We start from the raw sequence: 17,631 nt of genomic DNA, 5'->3' as shown, positions 1-17,631 counted from the left end.
CGTATATGCATATTCTTTTCCTGACCGACAATTTTCCGCCCGAGGTGAATGCTCCGGCCAGCCGCACTTTCGAGCATTGCCGCGAGTGGGTGAGGGCGGGGCACAAGGTTACCGTGGTGACGTGCGCGCCGAACTTTCCCAAGGGGAAGGTGTTCGACGGCTACCGCAACCGGGCGTGGCAGACCGAAGAGATGGATGGCATCCGCGTGATCCGGGTGTGGTCGTACATCACCGCCAACGAGGGTTTTGTGAAGCGCATCCTGGACTACCAGAGCTTCATGGTGACGGCGACGCTGGCGAGCCCTTTCGTGCGCGGGGTGGATGTGGTGGTGGGTACGTCGCCGCAGTTCTTTACCGCCTGCGCGGCCTACGTGGTCGCGGGCATGAAGCGCGTGCCCTGGATCTTTGAGCTGCGCGACCTGTGGCCGGAGTCGATCCGCGCTGTGGGGGCGATGAAGGAATCGAAGGCGCTCGACTGGCTCGAGAAGCTGGAGCTGTTTCTGTACCGCAAGGCGAACGCGGTGGTGTCGGTGACGAATGCCTTCCGCGACAACCTGATCGGCCGCGGCATTGATGGCGGCAAGATCCACGTGGTGACCAACGGCGTGGATATCAGCCGCTTCAACCCGCGCGAGAAGGACGCCGAGTTGGTGCGCGAGCTGGGGCTGGACGGCAAGTTCGTTGCCGGCTACATCGGCACGCATGGCATGGCGCATGCGCTTGAGACCTTGCTGGAGGCCGCGGCCAAGCTGAAGGCGCGCCCGGATGGCGACCGCTACCGCATCCTGCTTCTCGGCGACGGCGCACGCAAGGCCGACCTGATCGCGCAGGCCAAGGCGAAGGGCCTTGATAACGTGCTGTTCGTGGATTCGGTGTCGAAGGACCAGGTGGTGCGTTATTGGTCGCTGCTGGATGTGTCGATCATCCACCTGCGCAAAACCGAGCTGTTCACCACCGTGATCCCGTCGAAGCTGTTCGAGTGCATGGGCATGGGCATTCCCGTTCTGCACGGTGTCGCTGGCGAGTCGGCGGGCATCGTGGAGAAGGAGGGCGCGGGCATCGTATTCGAGCCCGAAAATGCCGACGCGCTGTGTGACGGCCTGGCAAGGCTGGCGGAAGACCGTGCGCTTTACGACCAGTACCGCAGTAGCGCACTTGCCGGTGCACACAACTACGACCGCAGTGTATTGGCGGGGCGGATGCTGGGCATGTTGGAAGGGTTGGTGAAGAGGTCTTGAGCAGGGGCGCAATGCACCCATCGCCCCGTAGGAGCGGCGCCAGCCGCGAGTTTTTGAAGGCGACACGGCCTGCGCTGGACCGATGAAAGGCTCGCGGCTTGCGCCGCTCCTACAGTGGTAGTTGGCCGGTTGATGACGATGAGCGATCTGAGCCGAGAGGCCGAGGTACAACGTGCGGACGAACTACTTGCCAGCCTGAGCAAGGTGACGCTGGCTGGCTGCGTAGTGCTGGCGCTGGCGTTTTCGGTGCTGACCGGGGCGGGGGCAGCGGTGGAGATTTTCGGCGTGTCGATCTCCACCCGCTACGCGCCCCAGGTGCTGAGCTTTCTGGCGCTGGTGGTGGTGTTCGAGCAGTACCGGCATGTGCGCGCCATCGATTTTCTGGTGGCGAATACGGGTGATCGGAGCGCGCTGGTGGCGCGCATTCGCATCCATCCGGCGCTGCTCAACCCGTACTTCGAGTTGGGGCGTGATGAGCGTCTTGCCAACTACCTTGGCGTAACGCTGTTGGCGTTGGCCAATGTGGTGATGATGTTCGTGGTGGAACGCATGGCCTTTGGGGGGCTGGTGGGCGGGCGTTTGGTGCTGTCCGCCGACAACGTGCTGTTGTTTGGGCTCGTTCTTGCGATGGCGCTGTGTGTGGTGATCTTCGTTGCGCGTGTGCTCAAGCGCAGCCTCGATGTCATATCGGGCGCGACGGCGGTGGACAAGATCGGGCTGGTGTATCTGGTGGCGTTTGGCGGGTTTGTGATCAACAGGGTTTGGCCTGCGTGAGCTGGGCGGGGCGAATGGCTCGCGGCTGGCGCCGCTCCTACAGCACCCCGCCGCGGTGCCCGTCCCTTGTAGGAGCGGCGCCAGCCGCGAGGGTTTGAAGGCGACACCGCCCGGTGAGTGATCGGAAAAGCTCGCGGCTTGCGCCGCTCCTACAGCGGAGCCGATTGCCGTGTTTGACTACGCCGTGCCTGCGGTGGCCCTGGCCGCCCGCGTTTTTCTGCAACTTCCGCTTCATCCCTCGGTAACCCCTCCTCCCTATCGTGCCCCACGCCACCCGTGTGTTTCGGGTGGCGGCATCGCAGGGTCGGGATGGCTTCGCTTGCCGCATTGCGCGGGCGGGCGTCTGCGCGGTGTCTCGCACTGTGCGGCCGTGCGCTGTGCCCTCGGGCGCGGGCTGCGTGATCGGGTGGGCGGGGTCGATGAACTTGACGGTGTTCGGCACGGGCTATGTGGGACTGGTGGCTGGGGCGTGCCTGGCGGAGGCGGGGCATGCGGTGCTCTGCGTGGATCTGGATCTGCGCAAGATCGACCGCCTCAACCAGGGCGAGCTGCCGATCTGGGAGCCGGGGCTGGATGCGATCGTGGCGCGCAACGTGGGTGAGGGGCGCCTGGCCTTTACCACCGACGTGGCGCGCGGGGTGGCGCATGCGCAGGTGCAGTTCATTGCCGTGGGCACGCCGCCGGACGAGGACGGTTCGGCCGATCTGCAGTACGTGCTGGCGGTGGCCGAGAGCGTGGCGCGCAACATGGCGGGCTACAAGGTGCTGATCAACAAGTCGACGGTGCCGGTGTGCACGGCCGACAAGGTGCGCGAGCGCGTGGCGGCGGTGCTGGCCGAGCGCGGGGTGGCGCAGCCCTACGACGTGGTGTCGAACCCGGAATTCCTCAAGGAAGGGGCGGCGGTGGGCGACTTCCTCAAGCCCGACCGCATCATCATCGGTACCGATTCGGACAAGGCGCGCGCGCTGATGCGCGAGCTGTACGAGCCCTTCAACCGCAACCATGAGCGCACCATGTTCATGGACGTGCGCAGCGCCGAGCTGACCAAGTACGCGGCCAACGCGATGCTGGCGACCAAGATCAGCTTCATGAACGAGCTGGCGAACATGGCCGAGATTCTGGGGGCGGACATCGAGGAGGTGCGCAAGGGCATCGGCGCGGATCCGCGCATCGGCTACCACTTCATCTACCCGGGTTGCGGCTACGGTGGCAGCTGCTTCCCGAAGGATGTGCAGGCGCTGGGGCGCACGGCCGACCAGATCGGCTACGAAGCGCCGCTGCTCAAGGCGGTGGAGGCGGTGAACAACCGCCAGAAGGGGGTGCTGTTTGCCAAGCTGGCGCGCCACTTTGGTGGTGCGGACAAGCTGGCCGGCAAGACGGTGGCGGTGTGGGGCCTGGCCTTCAAGCCCAACACCGACGACATGCGCGAAGCCCCCAGCCGTACGCTGATCGAGGCGCTGTGGGCTGCGGGTGCGCGCGTGCAGGCGTTTGACCCGGTGGCGATGGAAGAGACCCGCCGCATCTACGGCGAGCGCGACGACTTCACCCTGGCGGCCAACAAGTACGCGGCGCTGGAAGGCGCCGACGCACTGGCGATCTGCACCGAATGGCAGCAGTTCCGCGCGCCCGACTTCGACGAGATGCAAGGCCGCCTCTCCGCCCGCGTGATCGTCGACGGCCGCAACCTCTACCACCCCGACCGCCTCAAGGCCGACGGCTGGGCGTATTACAGCGTCGGCCGCAGCTAAGCGCCGGCAAAAAGCTCGCGGCTTGCGCCGCTCCTACAGCAAAGCCAGCCGCCGCGGGTCTCTTGTAGGAGCGGCGCCAGCCGCGAGGGGTTGAAGGCGACACGGCCCGGTGCGTGATCGGAAAAGCTCGCGGCTGGCGCCGCTCCTACAGCAAGGCCCACCGCCGCGGGTCTCCCCCGCCCCAGTGGGAGCGGCGCCAGCCGCGAGGGGTTGAAGGCGACACCGCCTGGGTGGGCCCGATGAAAAGCTCGCGGCTCGCGCCGCTCCTACAGCAGAGCCCGGCGCCGTGCGCCTCACCGCTCGCTTGATGTGTGGTGCGTGCAAGGCGCATACGATGTTGCTCGATAGCTGGGTTGGCCTCGAGCGGGCATGAATCTAGAATGTGCGGCAACAGCGCCCAAACCTCTGGCGTCGGCTGGTCCGGCGTCATGTTTGGGCCTTCCATTTCGGGCGGGCGATGACACATCTGTTGCTCACCGAGCTCGATTTCCGTACCGACGTCGCCGCGTTGCGGCAGTGGACCATTTGGACGGCGCGCTAGACCCGGCTGAGGGCGTGGCGAGATAGGCTGTTCCCAAGCTCGCGCGCCCGGGCTGGACACCCCTGCAAGGTAATGAACGCGAATGGATAAATCCGATTTGCTTGATTCCGCCGCCAGTGCGGCAACGCAGTCTGCGGTGAAGCAGTCCGAGAACATCGCACAGACGCTCGGCCGCTGGTGTGCGTCGCTGGTGTCGAATTCCGAGCTCGGGCTGAGGTGGCGCCTGGATAACCTTTCGCGGATCTCCGCGCGTTTCGATCGGCTCTGCCAGGCGCGCGGGATCAGTGCAGCACAGCGCGACGCCATCGCAACCAGGTTCGGCATTTTGTGGCTGGAAGGCGCTTCGATGGAGGAGGGCGACGCGCTGCAGGCCTTGTGGGCCGAGCTGCTGGCCCGCGAGGCCGTCGAGGGGCAGGTGCCGCTGGCGGCGATTTCTGCGTTGAAGACGATGCGCCCGTCCGATGCCGGCGTGTTCCAGCGCGCCTGCAACCTGGCGCTGGCGCATGAAGGCGTGTTCTTCATTCCGGTAAGCCTGAGCGCGGTGCGCCAGACGGGGGTGTTCGTCAACCGACTGGAAGACTACGGCCTGAATACGCGCGACCTGGTGTTGCTGGAGAGCCTTGGCCTGTTGAATGTGAGCACGGTGCACGCGGTGGAGTTGGGCTTCGGTGAACTCGTCCGGTATCAGGGACGGACGTTCCGCATCGAGGCCGAGGACGCCGAGCGTGGTGAGCATGGGCGAAGCGAGGTGACCGGCCTGCTCGTCGGCGCACACGTTTTCACCGACGCCGGAACGACCTTGCTGCAGCTTGCAGACCGCACGCCAGCAATGTCGCTCAACGATCCGGCCCCGCAGTCACGCTACTTCGAGGGCTATGTTGAGACGGTCCTCTTGCAGTGTGGTCTGGTGCTGCAAGAGGCATAGAAGCTCGCGGCTCGCGCCGCTCCCACAGCAAGGCCCAGCGCCGCGGCTCTCCCCCCCCAGTGGGAGCGGCGCCAGCCGCGAGGGGTTGAAGGCGACGTGGCCCATCGCAGCCGCCCCAAAAAGCTCGCGGCTCGCGCCGCTCCCACAGCAAGGCCCAGCGCCGCGGGTCCCCCGCCCCAGTGGGAGCGGCGCCAGCCGCGAGGGGTTGAAGGCGACGTGGCCCGGCGTTTAGGTGAGACGGCCGGCTTCGGTTAAGCCATCGACACGTAGGTGCGAACCTCGACCTTCAGCGCGCGTTTGATGGCGGCGAAGATCGCCGAGATGTTGCTCATTGTCGGATTGCCCGAGGCCGACAGCATCCGGTGCAGGCTCTTGGCCGGTTTGTGGATTTCTTCGGCCAGCGATTCGAAGCCGATCGTTGCGTTGACCAGGTCACGCAGGATCAATCTGGCGGTGTCGGGCTCGCCGTCTATGAACAGGGTGATCGCCTCGTCGAGCAGTGCCTGGGCAAAGGCCGGATCGTTTTGCACCCGGGCAGCAACGGTTTCCTTGAAGTCTCGGGTCAATGCCATTGTTCATGCTCCTTTCTGCGTTTGCGCCTTGCGACGCTTGTACTCTTCCCACAACGCGACCGCCTCGTCGATGTCCTGTTGTTGGCGTTTCTTGCTGCCGCCGCCGAGCAGGACAATGATCCTCAGGCCGTCCTTGGCCAGATAGACGCGGTAGCCCGGCCCCCAGTCGATCTTGTACTCGCCAATGCCTCGGAACCACTCCACGTTGGATAGGTTGCCTTGTTCAATCCGTGCGGCAGCAATGGTGACTTTTGCGGCAGCCATCGGATCGAGTGCGGAGAACCAGCGGGCATATGGACTGCTGCCGTCGGGGAGGAGCAGTTCCTTGACTTGGTAGGTCATTGGCCGAAAGGTAACATATAAGTAGCTATAGGTGGGCGCCTCGAAGCGGCCCCATTGGCGCAGCAAGCTGAGGACGATTCGCTGAGAGTTATGCTAACGGACTTTCTGCGCCTGCGGCTTGCCAGCGCACTCAACCGTCGTCCGCCACGCCAAAAAGCTCGCGGCTCGCGCCGCTCCTACGGCGAAGCCCAGCGGCGTAGGTTTCCGTGGGAGCGGCGCCAGCCGCGAGGTGTTGAAGGCGACACGGCCCATCGCAGCCGCCCAAAAAAGCTCGCGGCTTGCGCCGCTCCCACAGCAGGCCCACCGCCGCGGGTCTCCCCCCTCCCTGTGGGAGCGGCGCCAGCCGCGAGGGGTTGAAGGCGACACGCCCATCGTAGCCGCCCAAAAAGCTCGCGGCTTGCGCCGCTCCCACAGCAAGCCCCCCCGCCGCGGGTCCCCCGCCCCAGTGGGAGCGGCGCCAGCCGCGAGGGTTTGAAGGCGACATGGCCTATCGCAGCCGCCCCAAAAAGCTCGCGGCTTGCGCCGCTCCTACAGCAAGCCCCCCGCCGCGGGTCTCTTGTGGGAGCGGCGCCAGCCGCGAGGTGTTGAAGGCGACACGGCCTGGGTGGGCTCGATGAAAGGCTCGCGGCTGGCGCCGCTCCTACAGCAAATCCAGGCGCTTGGTCGCACTGTAGAAGCGGCGCCAGCCGCGAGGGGTTGGAAGAACTCTCCCGGCAAATTTGGCCGAAGTGTGTATAGTTTTGTGTATAGAAGCGCTTCGCAGAGGGGAGGGTGACATGGTGCGCGATGGGGGCTATCCGAAGCTTGAGCGGCAGCCGCTGACCTTGGTGCTGGCGGAGTTCCGCTTCGGGCGGGTGGCGTTCGAGCCGGCTGCGTTGGTGGCGCTCAAGGAGCGGATGGCGCGACGCTTTACGGACGTGACTGAGGGCGTGGCGCAGCAAGTGCAGCTTGGCGACGCGGGGGTCACGATCATGCCGGCGCCGTATGTGATCTGGCGGGCGCCGGAGGCAGGGGCGGCAGTGCATCTGGAGGTGGATCGGATTGCCTACGCCACGACGATGTACCCGCGCTTCGAGGGGTTTGCGAAAGATTGCCTGGCTGTGGTGGAGGCGTTGGTTGAAACCCTGTGCCCGCCGAGCTTGCATCGGGTGGGGCTGCGCTACAATGACGCCGTCGTACCGATGCCGGATGAATTGCTGGAGCACTATGTCGCGGCGCCCTTGCTGCCGTTTTCGCCCTTGGCCGCCGACGGTGACATGGTCATGCGGCACTTGAGCGAGACGGTGGTGCAGACCACGGCAGGGGCGCTCGTGGTGCGGGCGCTGGCCGGTGTGCACGGGCTGGGCATGATGCCCGACTTGCTGGGGCAGTTCGATCTGCCGCTTAAGGTCGAGGTGCCCAACGATCGGCCCGTCGCGGTGCTGGATTTTGATCACTACTGGGAAGTGGCAGAGGCCGAAGGCGTGCCCTTCGATGTCGATGCCGCGCGCAGTCGGCTCGACCGGCTGCACGAGCCGGCCCGAGAGGCTTTTTGGAAAGTGACGACGGAGTTTGCGAGGACACAGCGATGGAACTGATGCGAAGCGGGTTTGCAGGCGCGCCGCAGGGGTTTCTGGCGTTGGTTGCCGGCGGAGCCGAGCTTGGACGGGCGACTGTCGTCACCCGGCCGAGCGGCGGGGTCGTGATGTGCTTCTTCTCGGACCCATCGGGCGGGGCCGACAGGCTGCGCGTTCTTCCGTCGCTTCCGCGCCCGGACCTGGCGCGTGACCCGGCCCGGACGGGCTTGGGTGTGGCCGCTGATCTTGAACTGATTGCGCGCGTGTTCGGATTGAACACGGCGCAGATCGCCGAGATTTGCGGCCCTGTGACCCGACCGACTGTTTATGCGTGGCGCGATGGTGCGGCACCCCGGCCGGCGAAGCTGGCCCGTATTCACATGCTGCGTCGCGCTGCGCTCGATTGGGAGCGGTCGGGGTTTGGTGTGCCGGGTACGGCGATGACCGCACCGGTGATCTACGAGAAGAGCCTGTTCGACCTGCTGCGTGCCGACCCACTGGATCTGGCCGCGATTCAGTTTGCAGGCGGCCGTCTTGCGATGGAGCGCGAGATGGCGGCCAGGCGCACCTTTGCCGACCCTTTTCGCTGAGGGCCGTTGATCGATGGCGGCGCTTGGGAGGCAGGTTGCGGATAGAGGCTGGCAGCAGGGCAGCGTTTTGCGCTGCGACGACAACGCGTTGCTGGGCGCGCGTTACCTTGAGGGGCGGCCCGCAGGCGATTTGATCGGCCTGGTGGTGAGCCAATCCTGCGATCTGACGCATGAATCGCTTCAGGGCGAGCCGTACGCGGAGATCCTTGTCGGATTGCGGGCCGAGGACGATGCCGCCCTGAAACGACGGGGACACTGCGCTGCCGGGAAACATCCTCGCTGTTTGCACATGCCGATTCGGCAGGAGGGCAACGAGGTCTGGTTTCAGTTCTTGCCGTGGGACCGGCTCTTTGTCGACCGCGCGGTGCTGGCCGACCGCATGCCGGATGATACGCGCGTGGTCCTGCAGGCGGACCTCGACCTGCTGGTCACCTGGTTGGCTCAACGCTATGTGCGTGCTGCCTTTCCGGACGATTTCAACAGCCTTCTCGACGCCACCCGCAGCAAGCAGAAGAAGCTGCACGCCCGTCTTTCGCCCGATGTGTCGGGGCTTTATGCGCGCTTGAATCCTGATCGTGAGCTGCTGGAGGGCGAGCGTTACACGCTGGACCTGCTCGCACTGGTGCCGACATTTCGTGGGGACGCGCTCCCGTCCGTGGGCAAGAGCGTACAGGCGCTGGTTGATCTGATTCGGGCGGCCGGTATCGATGCCCGCGGCAGTGTAAGGCTGGAGGACGAGGTGTCTTATGGCTTCGTGCGCTCCTTCCGGCGTTTTCCTCTTGAACACCTCTCGCTGCGTGGCGACTCGCCCGATCCGATGCCTTTGGAGTTATCGACGGGTGAACGACGCGGGTAGTGTGGCTGCTGGCTGGCGTCAGCTTCAACAAGCCTCGCGGCTTGCGCCGCTCCTACAGCAAACCGAACCGCCGCGGGTCTCTCTCTTGTGGGAGCGGCGCCAGCCGCGAGGTGTTGAAGGCGACACCGCCTGGGTGTGCTCGATAAAAAGCTCGCGGCTTGCGCCGCTCCTACAGTGCGGTCATTCGCAATCGGGCGTATCGTCGGCTGCGTCCCTGCGTACGGTCGGCAGCCGCTCCAGCAGCATGGGTAGCCACGCCTGGACGGTCTCCCACACGATATCGAGGTTGATGTCGAAATACCCGTGCGCCATGCGGTTGCGCATGCTGCGCCATGGAACTTCGGGGTGGGCTTGAATGAACGCGCTGTAACCGTCCATCACCTTCGTCGCCGCTTCTCCGATGATGATCAGGCTCATGATGACGGCACGCTGGGTCCGTTTGTCGTCAAGGAAGGCTTCCTTGGACATTCCGTCGACGAAACTGCGCGCGTCTGTCGCGGCCTGGTGTATGTGTTCGAGGTAGTCGGCCAGGCGGTTCTCGTTCATAAGGGCTGAGCCTCTGCGAGCACCTTGGCCCGAAACTTCGGCGGCAAGTCACCGGGCGTCAGAAGATCGACCTCGACGCCAAGCAGTGATTTCAACTCGTCCTCCAGATCGCCAAGGTCGAGCAAGGTCGCGCCGGGTAGCGCATCGACGAGCAGATCAAGGTCGCTGCCGTCGCGATCGGTGCCATGCAACACCGATCCGAAGACACGTGGATTAGCCGTGCGAAAGCGGCCAACCAGCTCGCGCACTGCGCTTCGCTTCATGTCGAGGACTACGGAGGGGCGCATCGGCATCCTTTCCTGTTCGGACTCAGCTTGATGATAGGCGATCGTGGGGGCGGGTGGGAGCAGGTCTCGAGGTTCTGAAGGCGACACGGCCTGGGTGGGGGCTCGATGAAAAGCTCGCGGCTGGCGCCGCTCCTACAGCAAAGCCAGCGCGCATCTCCCCCGTAGGAGCGGCGCCAGCCGCGAGGGGTTGAAGGCGACGGGGCCCATCGCAGCCGCCCGGAAGAGCTCGCGGCTTGCGCCGCTCCTACAGCAAACCGAACCGCCGCGGGTGTCCACCGTAGGAGCGGCGCGAGCCGCGAGGGGTTGAAGGCGATGCGGCGTGTCGAGCGCCGTCAAGGTCCACTCAGAGCAGCATCAGGTAGCGTCTCAGGTGGTCTTCGAACAGCGGCGCCAGCACTGCTCCGAACACGACCGGTGCAAGACCGAAACCCGCGCGGCGGAAGATCAGGCCCATCACCCCGAATAGCATCAGCAGCCACACGTCGAACAGCGAGCGTTGGTGTGCATATACGCCAATGAGGCTGATGAGGAGGATAAGCGGCATCAGTACCTGCATGGGAACGCGCAGGATGTTGAGCCAGAGGCCAACCAGCGGCACGTTGAGCACGAAGAGCATGAGGTTCGCGAGGACGATGCCCCAGATCAGGTGGTTGAACAGGGCCGCATGCTGCTCGAACATCGCCATGCCGGGCGGTACACCGTGCAGGAGCAGGGCGCCGAGCAGGATGGCCATGGCGGGGTTGGGTGGAATGCCGAGCCCGATCAGTGGGATGAGTCCGGTCTGCGCAGCGGCGTTGTTGGCCGCTTCGGGGCCGGCGACTCCACTGACGTGGCCGGTCGTCCACGTTCCTTTGTCGCGCCACAGGCGGCGTTCGATGGACTGACTGCCGAGCGCGGCGAGCAGGGTGCTGCCGCCGGGAAGCATGCCGACCAGGGCGCCAAGCATCGATCCGCGTACGGCAGCAGGAGCGCTGTGGTGCCATTCTTTGGGGGTTGGCCAAAAGCGCCCGACCGGAGCGAGTGTGCTGGCGGCATGGCGCCCGCTCCACGATGCGAGCACCTCGCCGACACCGAACAGGCCGACGATGAGCGGCACCATGCCGACGCCGTCACGCAGTTCGGCAATGCCCATCGTCATGCGCGGTATGCCGCCGCCGAAGTCGGCACCAATTAGGCCGATGAGAGCGCCAAGCAGCAGCATGGCGCTGTTGCGCAGCAGGCCGCCTTGACCGACCGCTACCACGGCGACGCCGGCCAGCAGGATCAGCAGTGCGATCTGCAGCGGTCCGAGCGCGAGCGACGCTTGCGCCAGGATCGGCGTGCTCCACGCGATGAGTGCCGCTGTGCCCAGGCCGGCGAGCAGCGATGCGGCTGCGGCAATCACGAGTGCTACGCCGCCGCGTCCATCGAGCGCCATGCGGTGGCCTTGTTCGGCTGTTACCAGGCCGGATGCTTCGCCCGGCAGGTTGAGCAGGATGGCGGTGGTCGACGAGCCGTATTGGGCGCCGAAATAGACGGCACACATGATGATGAGCGCTGCTTCGGCAGGCCAGGTGAAGGTAACCGGCAGCAGTAGGGCCATGGTTGCTGCCGGGCCGATACCGGGCAGCAGGCCAACCAGGGTGCCTAGCAGGGCGCCGAGCGCAGCAGGCATGAGTAGGGTGAAGGCGAGTTCGATCACGACAACCACCAGGGTAGCGGTGTGCCCAGTCCCCACATGACCAAAGCATGAAGAAGCGCTGCCAGTCCGGGCCCGATGATGAGGGCCCGGCGCCAACTGCCCGAGGTGATGCGCGCGAGCATGGTGCCACTGATGGCGGCGGCGGGAAGGGTGCCCAGATGCGGGAGCAGCAGTGGGAACACTGCCATGCTGGCCAGTTGGGGCCAGGCGCCTGCGGCGCCGGCCTTTGGCGCTGCCAAAGCTGGCGCCCTCGACAGCAGGGCCAGCCCACAGGCCGCGAGCGCTGTGGCTGCAAGCAAGGGAAACGCGCCAGGTCCAACCGTGCTCCGATGCATGACTGCCAGATCGCGTGCAAGCCATGCCGCACAGGCTGCGAGTGTGATGATCAACAGGCCTGGAAGGCGTGGGCTGCGGATCCATGCGCGGGGTGTGCGGACTGAGGTGGGGGGCGTTTCTTGCGGCACAGGGGCTCCTTTTGTAAATAAAAGTGATTATCATATCGGATTCAATTCGTATGCGGTGGGCGGTCCGGTGTCACCGCCCCACGCCTTGCCATCGCTGTTGGCCCACTGTTACTGGAGCATCCGCATGCCGTCATCTGCACGCCTGTCCCGTCGCCGTCTGCTGGTCCTTGCTGCGGCCGGAGCCCTGTCCTTTGCGCTGGCAACGCCGGCTACGGCCACGACGTGGCCGACGCAGCCCGTGCGCCTGGTTGTGGCGTCGTCTGCTGGCGGCAACGCCGACGTGGTCGCGCGCTTGCTTGCGCCCGAGATCGAGAAGCGCCTGAGGCAGCCGGTGGTGGTGGAAAACCTGCCCGGCTCGTCTGGCATGCAGGGCACCGAGGCGGTCGCAAAGGCGACCGATGACCACACCTTGCTGGTGGGGACGTCGTCGCAGCTGGTCTTCAACCTTGCGCTATTCGATCCCATGCCCTTCGACCTCGTTGGGGCGCTGCGTGGCGTGGCCATGATCAACAAGGTTCCACTGCTGCTGCTGGTGAACAAGGATGAGCCCGCCGCTTCGATGGCGGCCTACGTGGAGTCGCTGAAGGCGCGCCCGGGCCAGGTGGCCTACGGCTCTGGCCCTACCGGCACGACGACCCACATCACCGGGATGCTTTGGGCGGACGCTGTCGGCGTCGAGCTGCGCCATGTTCCCTACCGCGCGGGTTCGGAGGGGCTGCGCGATCTGCAGGCTGGGCGCCTGTCGCATCAGTTCGACGTCGCCGTGACGGCGATTCCGCAGGTCCAGTCGAACGCGCTCAAGGCGCTCGCCGTAACCGGGCGTCAGCGCCTTGCAGCCTTGCCCGATGTGCCCACGGTGGCCGAGCTCGGCTACCCGGACTTCGCCGGCTATACGTGGAACTCTTTTGCTGCGCCGAGCAGCTTGCCCCAGGTGGCGGTGGACCGCTTCAACCAGGTGGTGGCCGAGGTGCTGCAGATGCCTGAGATCCGGCAGCGGCTGGCGGGCTTCGGCTCGGAGTTCGGGGGCGCGATGACGCCTGCCGATGTCGACGCCTTCTATGCCGAAGAGCGCAGGGTGTGGATTCCCCTTGTGCGCGAGGCCAGCCGCTGAATCCGCTTAGCCACTGATCATGCGATTCAATCAACCCGACTGAGTGTACATTCATGAAACAAATCAGAATCCTAGGCCGCTCAACCTCCTCCGCTGCGGCGTCCAGATCGATTGGTGCAGAAGTGCCGCCGGTAAGGCGCGCGCTTTGCTTGGTCCTGGCGTCTTCCGGTTGCCTGGGGGGTGGCGCTGCCCTGGCCGCGGATGCGACGGTGCTGCCGACGGTAACGGTGCAAGGGCAGGCGGTCACCAGTACCGCTGAGCGCTTGCAGCGCGAGCAGGCGCGTGACGTGAGGGATGTGCTCGGGCGTGAGGCCAACGTGGACATCGGCGGCGGCGTGCGCCAGGGGCAGCGCCTGTACCTGCGCGGTGTGGAGGGGTCGAACGTGAACATCACGGTCGATGGTGCGCGCCAGGGACAGAATCTTTACAACCACCGTGGCGGTCTGGGCAATATCGACCCTGACATCCTGAAGCTGGTCGAGGTCAATGCTGGCCCGGCTGCGGCCGATGATGGGCCTGGCGCCTTGGGTGGGAGCATTCGCATGGAGACGGTCGATGCCCAGGATCTGCTCGCACCCGGGCAGCAGGTCGGGGCGCGGGTGCGCGCCGGCTATGCCAGTGCCAACCGCGGCAAGCGCGCGTCCGCCAGCGCTTATGGCCTGGTTGCGCCGGGCGTAGGGGTGCTGGCACATGTTTCGCGCGACCATTACGACGATCTGCGTACTGGCGACGGCCGTCGGACGCCGTTCTCAGGTGGCCGTGACGACGGGCATCTTCTCAAGCTCAGCCTGCTCGAGATGGGGGCGCATCAACTCCGTGTGGGTTCGGAGCGCCAGAAGGCCAGCGGGCTGAATTTCCAGCAGCGCGGTGACTATCCTTGGCAGTTCCAGCCCGATCCGGCGGTGAGGCCGCCTGTCGATCAGACTCTGGTCCGCGAACAGCACACGCTCAACTACCGCTTCAACCCCGATTCGGACTGGCTGGACGTGGAACTGCGCCTGTATCAGGCTTCCAACGACTGGGCCGGCAAGACGCCGACCGGGCTGGTCGAGCGCTTCGTCAGCGACGGCTGGGGAACGGATGTGCGCAACCGCATGCGGTACGGTGTAGGTGGCCTTGCCGGAACGCTGACCGTTGGCGTGGACCGTTACGAAGACAAGGGGGTCAACAAGCGCAGCGACCGTGCAGACCGTCGCAATGCCAATGAAAGTCGAGGCGTGTATCTGCAGAACCGTCTTACGGCGGCAGCCGGCGATGTGTGGTTCGGGGTGCGTCACGATGAGTTCGATTCGAGCTTCCGAGACGGCTCTACACGTGCGAGCAGCGATGCGACGTCGTTCAATGTGGGCGGCGAGGCGAGGCTGGGGCACGGTGTGTCCGTCTTTGGCGGCTATGGTGAGGCCGCTAGCGGTGCAGGCACGATTCCGGTGCACTTCGCAGGCAACGTCGTGACAGGCGGGGCGCTGCTCAATGGTCGGGTCAACGGCAGGCTGAAGGCGGAGCGCTCGCACCAGACCGAGGCTGGTGTGCGCTGGCAGCAAGGCAGTCCGGCGGGCAACGGCCTCATGCGGTTCGAGGGGCTGGTGTTCGAGAACCGCATCGAGGACGCGATTCTGTATCGTCAGCCCGGGTCGGGTGGCCTCGGTGGGCGCAATGTCACCGAGTTCTACAACGCCGCCTCCACGGCTACCTTCAAGGGTGTAGAGCTCCGAGCCGCTTACGCCGCGGGCGCCTTCAACGCCGATTTCAGCTTCATGCACCTCGATGTTGCGAACCTGCCGAACCAGGCGCAGTTCCTCGCTCGCTTTGGAGCACCGCACGGCGACAAGGCTGTCCTAAGGTTCGGCTATGCGTTCTCCGACAACCTGCAGTTGGGCTACACGCTGACCGCCGTCGCCGGGCTCAAGGATGTGCCTCCGGCGCAGACCGTGTACATCGAGAAGTCGGGCTATGCCACGCACGACGTGTCGGTCAACTGGCAACCGGCGGGTATGAAGGGCCTGAGTGTGGACTTCGCAGTGCACAACCTGCTCGACAAGCGTTATAGCAAGCACAGCACGCTGAGCGAAGGCGGGTTGTCAACGCTCGACGCCGGTCGCGACATACGCGTGGGGTTGCGCTACGCCTTCTGAGCGCCTTCAGGCGGTTCAAGGCGACATGTCCCGGCCCCAAAAAGCTCGCGGCTTGCGCCGCTCCTACAGCAAACCGAACCGCCGCGGGCCCCCGTGGGAGCGGCGCGAGCCGCGAGGTGTTGAAGGCGACGCGGCCCATCGCAGCCGCCCGGAAAGGCTCGCGGCTGGCGCCGCTCCTACAGCAAAGCCTGCGCGTAGTTCTCCCCCGTAGGAGCGGCGCAAGCCGCGAGGGGTTGAAGGCGACGGGGCCCATCGCAGCCGCCCGGAAAGGCTCGCGGCTGGCGCCGCGCCTACAGGACGCCGATGCTCGTGCGGGGGTGTCGCTGCGGTTGGGGGGCGTCAGGTGTGGAAGCGGCCGAGGACGGTGTCGGTGCGTTGGGCGGTTTCGGAGAGCTGGTGCAGGGTTTCGCGGATGGCCTGGATGGCGATGTCGGTTTCGCTGACGCGGCTGCTGATGCCTTCGGTGCTTTGCGCCATGGCGGTGGTGGCGCTGCGCTGTTCGGCGATGGTGAGGGCGATTTCGGACATGCGCTCGGAGACGTTGGCGATCTTGCCGCGGATCTCCTCGACCAGGCGGCTGGCTTCTTCGCTGCGGTCGACGCTGTGCTCGACCGAGCTGACGGTGTTGTGCATGCGCTGAACCGCGCCGTCGGTCTCGTTGCGGATGATGCCCAGCTTCTGCGAGATCTCGAGCGTGGCGATGCCGGTGCGGTCGGCGAGCTTGCGCACTTCGTCGGCGACCACGGCAAAGCCGCGCCCCTGCTCGCCGGCGCGGGCGGCTTCGATGGCGGCGTTGAGTGCGAGCAGGTTGGTCTGGTCGGCGATCTCGCGGATGACGTTGACGATGCCTTCGATCTCGGTCGAGCGCCGCGCCAGGCCTTCGAGTACGCCCGCCATGTCCTTGACCTGGCCGGCCGAGGTGGCGATTTCGCCTGCGATGGCCATGACCTGGCCCACCGTCTGCTGGGTGAGCTTGCCGGTTTCGGCGGCGAGCTTTTCGGCGTCGGCGGTGTTGTCGGCGATGTGGGCGATGCTGACGGTGATCTCTTCGACGGTGGCGGCGTTGCTGGCGGAGATGTCGGAGAGGCCTTCCGACTCCTTGGCGACGCTGTCGACGCGGTCGTTGAGCTCCTTGACGCCGGCGACGAGGCGGGTGGCGTCGGCGTTCAGGGCATTGAAGGTGGTGCGCAGGCCGGTCATGAACTCATTGAACGCGGAGGCGGTTTCGCCGACTTCGTTGTTGCCGTCGACCGAGATGCGCCGGGTGAGATCGCCGCCGCCACCGGCGATCGAGCGCATGGCGTCGCGGATCTTGGACAGGCCGCCGAGGATGCGCTGCAGCACCACGATGGCGATGCCGCCGAGAACGAGGGCGACGGCGATGACGATGCCCACGCTCTTGGCCAGCAGCGCGCCGAGCGGTTCGGCGACCACGGCGCGGTCGATGACGAGGACGAGCGACCAGTCGGTGCCGCTGACCGGTTGCCAGGTGACATAGCTGTCCTGGCCGCCCACGGCGGCTTCGATGGGAGCGGCCGGCGCGCTCGCCAGGCGTGCGGTGTTGGCGGCGAGTGCGGACGAGACCTCGCTGATGTTCTTGAGCGCGAGCTTGGCGTCGGGGTGGGCGATGATGGTGCCGTCGTGCGCCACCAGCATGGCGTAGCCGCCCTGCAGCCGCACCGAGAGGACGTTGTCGACCACGTTGCGGATGGAGACGTCGGCGGCGACGACGGCGGCGACGCTGCTGCCGCTGCGCACGGGTGTGGCAAAGCTGATGATGAGGTCGCCGGTGGAGGCGTCGGCGTAGGGGGCGGTGAGGATGGTGCCGCCCTTGGCGACCGCGCCCTGGTACCAGGGCCGTGCGGTGGGGTCGTAGGTGGGCGGCAGGTTCTGCGGCGTTGAGAACACCGTGCGCTTGTCGGGGTAGCCCGCATAGACCAGGTCCAGCGCGAGGCCTTCGGCGGCACGCTGGAAGAAGGTGAGGGCGTCGGGGTCGACGGCGATGGGGACGAGCGCTTCGATCATGCGCCGGCGGGTGTCCACCCATTCGGCGATCCGCCCGGCGTAGCTGTTTGCCGCGAGCCGGGTGGATTCTTCCATGGCGCCGACGAGTTGGCCGCGCAGCTGGAAGAAGGATGCCGTGGAGAGTACCGCTGCGGTGAGCGCGATCACCGTCAGCAGCAGGCCCACAATCATGAACTTGATCGAACGCATGATGGCTCCGGAATGCTGTCAGGTTGGTCCCGCGCGCTGGGTGCCCCTGGGTGC

Annotated in this window: 16 protein-coding genes; 9 read left to right on the top strand and 7 right to left on the bottom strand. The window is 65.9% G+C overall.

What is annotated here, in order from left to right:
* The first annotated feature begins 5 nt into the window (after positions 1 to 5).
* The 4 genes from P7F68_RS01900 (at position 6) to P7F68_RS01885 (ending at position 5,226) form a co-directional block, all read left to right on the top strand.
* Complete coding sequence (locus tag P7F68_RS01900) at positions 6 to 1,238, top strand: glycosyltransferase family 4 protein (protein ID WP_277830206.1); 1,233 nt, start codon at positions 6 to 8, stop codon at positions 1,236 to 1,238.
* A gap of 138 nt (positions 1,239 to 1,376) precedes the next feature.
* On the top strand, positions 1,377 to 2,012 hold the full coding sequence (locus tag P7F68_RS01895; protein WP_277830204.1) for a hypothetical protein: 636 nt from the start codon (positions 1,377 to 1,379) through the stop codon (positions 2,010 to 2,012).
* Positions 2,013 to 2,431: 419 nt separating this feature from the next.
* Entirely contained in the window at positions 2,432 to 3,760 is a 1,329-nt protein-coding gene (locus P7F68_RS01890; protein WP_277830202.1) for a UDP-glucose dehydrogenase family protein, read from the top strand.
* A 677-nt stretch (positions 3,761 to 4,437) separates the two neighbouring features.
* The gene (locus tag P7F68_RS01885; protein WP_277830200.1) at positions 4,438 to 5,226 is read left to right on the top strand and encodes a DUF2806 domain-containing protein; all 789 of its coding nucleotides are present in this window, start codon (positions 4,438 to 4,440) and stop codon (positions 5,224 to 5,226) included.
* 251 nt (positions 5,227 to 5,477) lie between these two features.
* Here the strand turns inward: P7F68_RS01885 and P7F68_RS01880 are convergent, their stop codons facing one another.
* Both P7F68_RS01880 and P7F68_RS01875 read right to left on the bottom strand, forming a co-directional pair.
* Positions 5,478 to 5,798 carry a helix-turn-helix domain-containing transcriptional regulator gene (locus P7F68_RS01880; protein ID WP_004249309.1) on the bottom strand — a complete coding sequence of 107 codons (321 nt, stop codon included), beginning with the start codon at positions 5,796 to 5,798 and terminating at the stop codon, positions 5,478 to 5,480.
* A 3-nt stretch (positions 5,799 to 5,801) separates the two neighbouring features.
* Positions 5,802 to 6,140 (bottom strand): type II toxin-antitoxin system RelE/ParE family toxin, encoded by a 339-nt coding sequence (locus tag P7F68_RS01875; protein ID WP_277830197.1) that lies wholly within the window; start codon positions 6,138 to 6,140, stop codon positions 5,802 to 5,804.
* 776 nt (positions 6,141 to 6,916) lie between these two features.
* Here P7F68_RS01875 and P7F68_RS01870 point away from each other — a divergent pair.
* Genes P7F68_RS01870 through P7F68_RS01860 form a run of 3 tightly spaced genes read left to right on the top strand, consistent with a single transcriptional unit; the run spans position 6,917 to position 9,142 of the window.
* Positions 6,917 to 7,717, top strand: a complete 801-nt coding sequence (locus tag P7F68_RS01870) for a TIGR04255 family protein (protein WP_004248972.1) — start codon at positions 6,917 to 6,919, stop codon at positions 7,715 to 7,717.
* Positions 7,708 to 8,286, top strand: coding sequence for a hypothetical protein (locus P7F68_RS01865; RefSeq protein ID WP_277830193.1), 579 nt, complete (start codon positions 7,708 to 7,710; stop codon positions 8,284 to 8,286). The genes P7F68_RS01870 and P7F68_RS01865 overlap by 10 nt, the downstream gene beginning before the upstream one ends.
* Before the next feature lie 13 nt (positions 8,287 to 8,299).
* Entirely contained in the window at positions 8,300 to 9,142 is an 843-nt protein-coding gene (locus P7F68_RS01860; RefSeq protein ID WP_277830191.1) for a hypothetical protein, read from the top strand.
* Between the two features lie 180 nt (positions 9,143 to 9,322).
* Here P7F68_RS01860 and P7F68_RS01855 read toward each other — a convergent pair whose 3' ends face one another.
* The 4 genes from P7F68_RS01855 to P7F68_RS19930 form a co-directional block, all read right to left on the bottom strand.
* Positions 9,323 to 9,688, bottom strand: a complete 366-nt coding sequence (locus tag P7F68_RS01855) for a HepT-like ribonuclease domain-containing protein (RefSeq protein ID WP_277830190.1) — start codon at positions 9,686 to 9,688, stop codon at positions 9,323 to 9,325.
* Positions 9,685 to 9,975: a nucleotidyltransferase family protein gene (locus tag P7F68_RS01850; RefSeq protein WP_277830188.1), complete on the bottom strand. Its 291-nt coding sequence runs from the start codon at positions 9,973 to 9,975 to the stop codon at positions 9,685 to 9,687. The genes P7F68_RS01855 and P7F68_RS01850 overlap by 4 nt, the downstream gene beginning before the upstream one ends.
* Positions 9,976 to 10,318: 343 nt before the next feature.
* Positions 10,319 to 11,656: a tripartite tricarboxylate transporter permease gene (locus tag P7F68_RS01845; protein ID WP_277830186.1), complete on the bottom strand. Its 1,338-nt coding sequence runs from the start codon at positions 11,654 to 11,656 to the stop codon at positions 10,319 to 10,321.
* Positions 11,653 to 12,120: a tripartite tricarboxylate transporter TctB family protein gene (locus P7F68_RS19930; protein ID WP_386039799.1), complete on the bottom strand. Its 468-nt coding sequence runs from the start codon at positions 12,118 to 12,120 to the stop codon at positions 11,653 to 11,655. The genes P7F68_RS01845 and P7F68_RS19930 overlap by 4 nt, the downstream gene beginning before the upstream one ends.
* A gap of 124 nt (positions 12,121 to 12,244) precedes the next feature.
* On the opposite strand from P7F68_RS19930, the gene P7F68_RS01840 reads away from it, so the two are divergent.
* Positions 12,245 to 13,231, top strand: a complete 987-nt coding sequence (locus P7F68_RS01840) for a Bug family tripartite tricarboxylate transporter substrate binding protein (protein WP_277830184.1) — start codon at positions 12,245 to 12,247, stop codon at positions 13,229 to 13,231.
* A gap of 209 nt (positions 13,232 to 13,440) precedes the next feature.
* Positions 13,441 to 15,363, top strand: coding sequence for a TonB-dependent receptor domain-containing protein (locus tag P7F68_RS01835; protein ID WP_277830182.1), 1,923 nt, complete (start codon positions 13,441 to 13,443; stop codon positions 15,361 to 15,363).
* Positions 15,364 to 15,702: 339 nt separating this feature from the next.
* Here the strand turns inward: P7F68_RS01835 and P7F68_RS01830 are convergent, their stop codons facing one another.
* Positions 15,703 to 17,577 (bottom strand): methyl-accepting chemotaxis protein, encoded by a 1,875-nt coding sequence (locus P7F68_RS01830; RefSeq protein WP_004249017.1) that lies wholly within the window; start codon positions 17,575 to 17,577, stop codon positions 15,703 to 15,705.
* Between the last annotated feature and the right edge of the window lie 54 nt (positions 17,578 to 17,631).

The organism is Thauera mechernichensis, assembly GCF_029588855.1.
Classification (GTDB): domain Bacteria; phylum Pseudomonadota; class Gammaproteobacteria; order Burkholderiales; family Rhodocyclaceae; genus Thauera; species Thauera mechernichensis.
The sequence above is the reverse complement of the archived record's forward strand: the minus strand, read 5'-3'. Positions and strand labels throughout refer to the sequence as shown.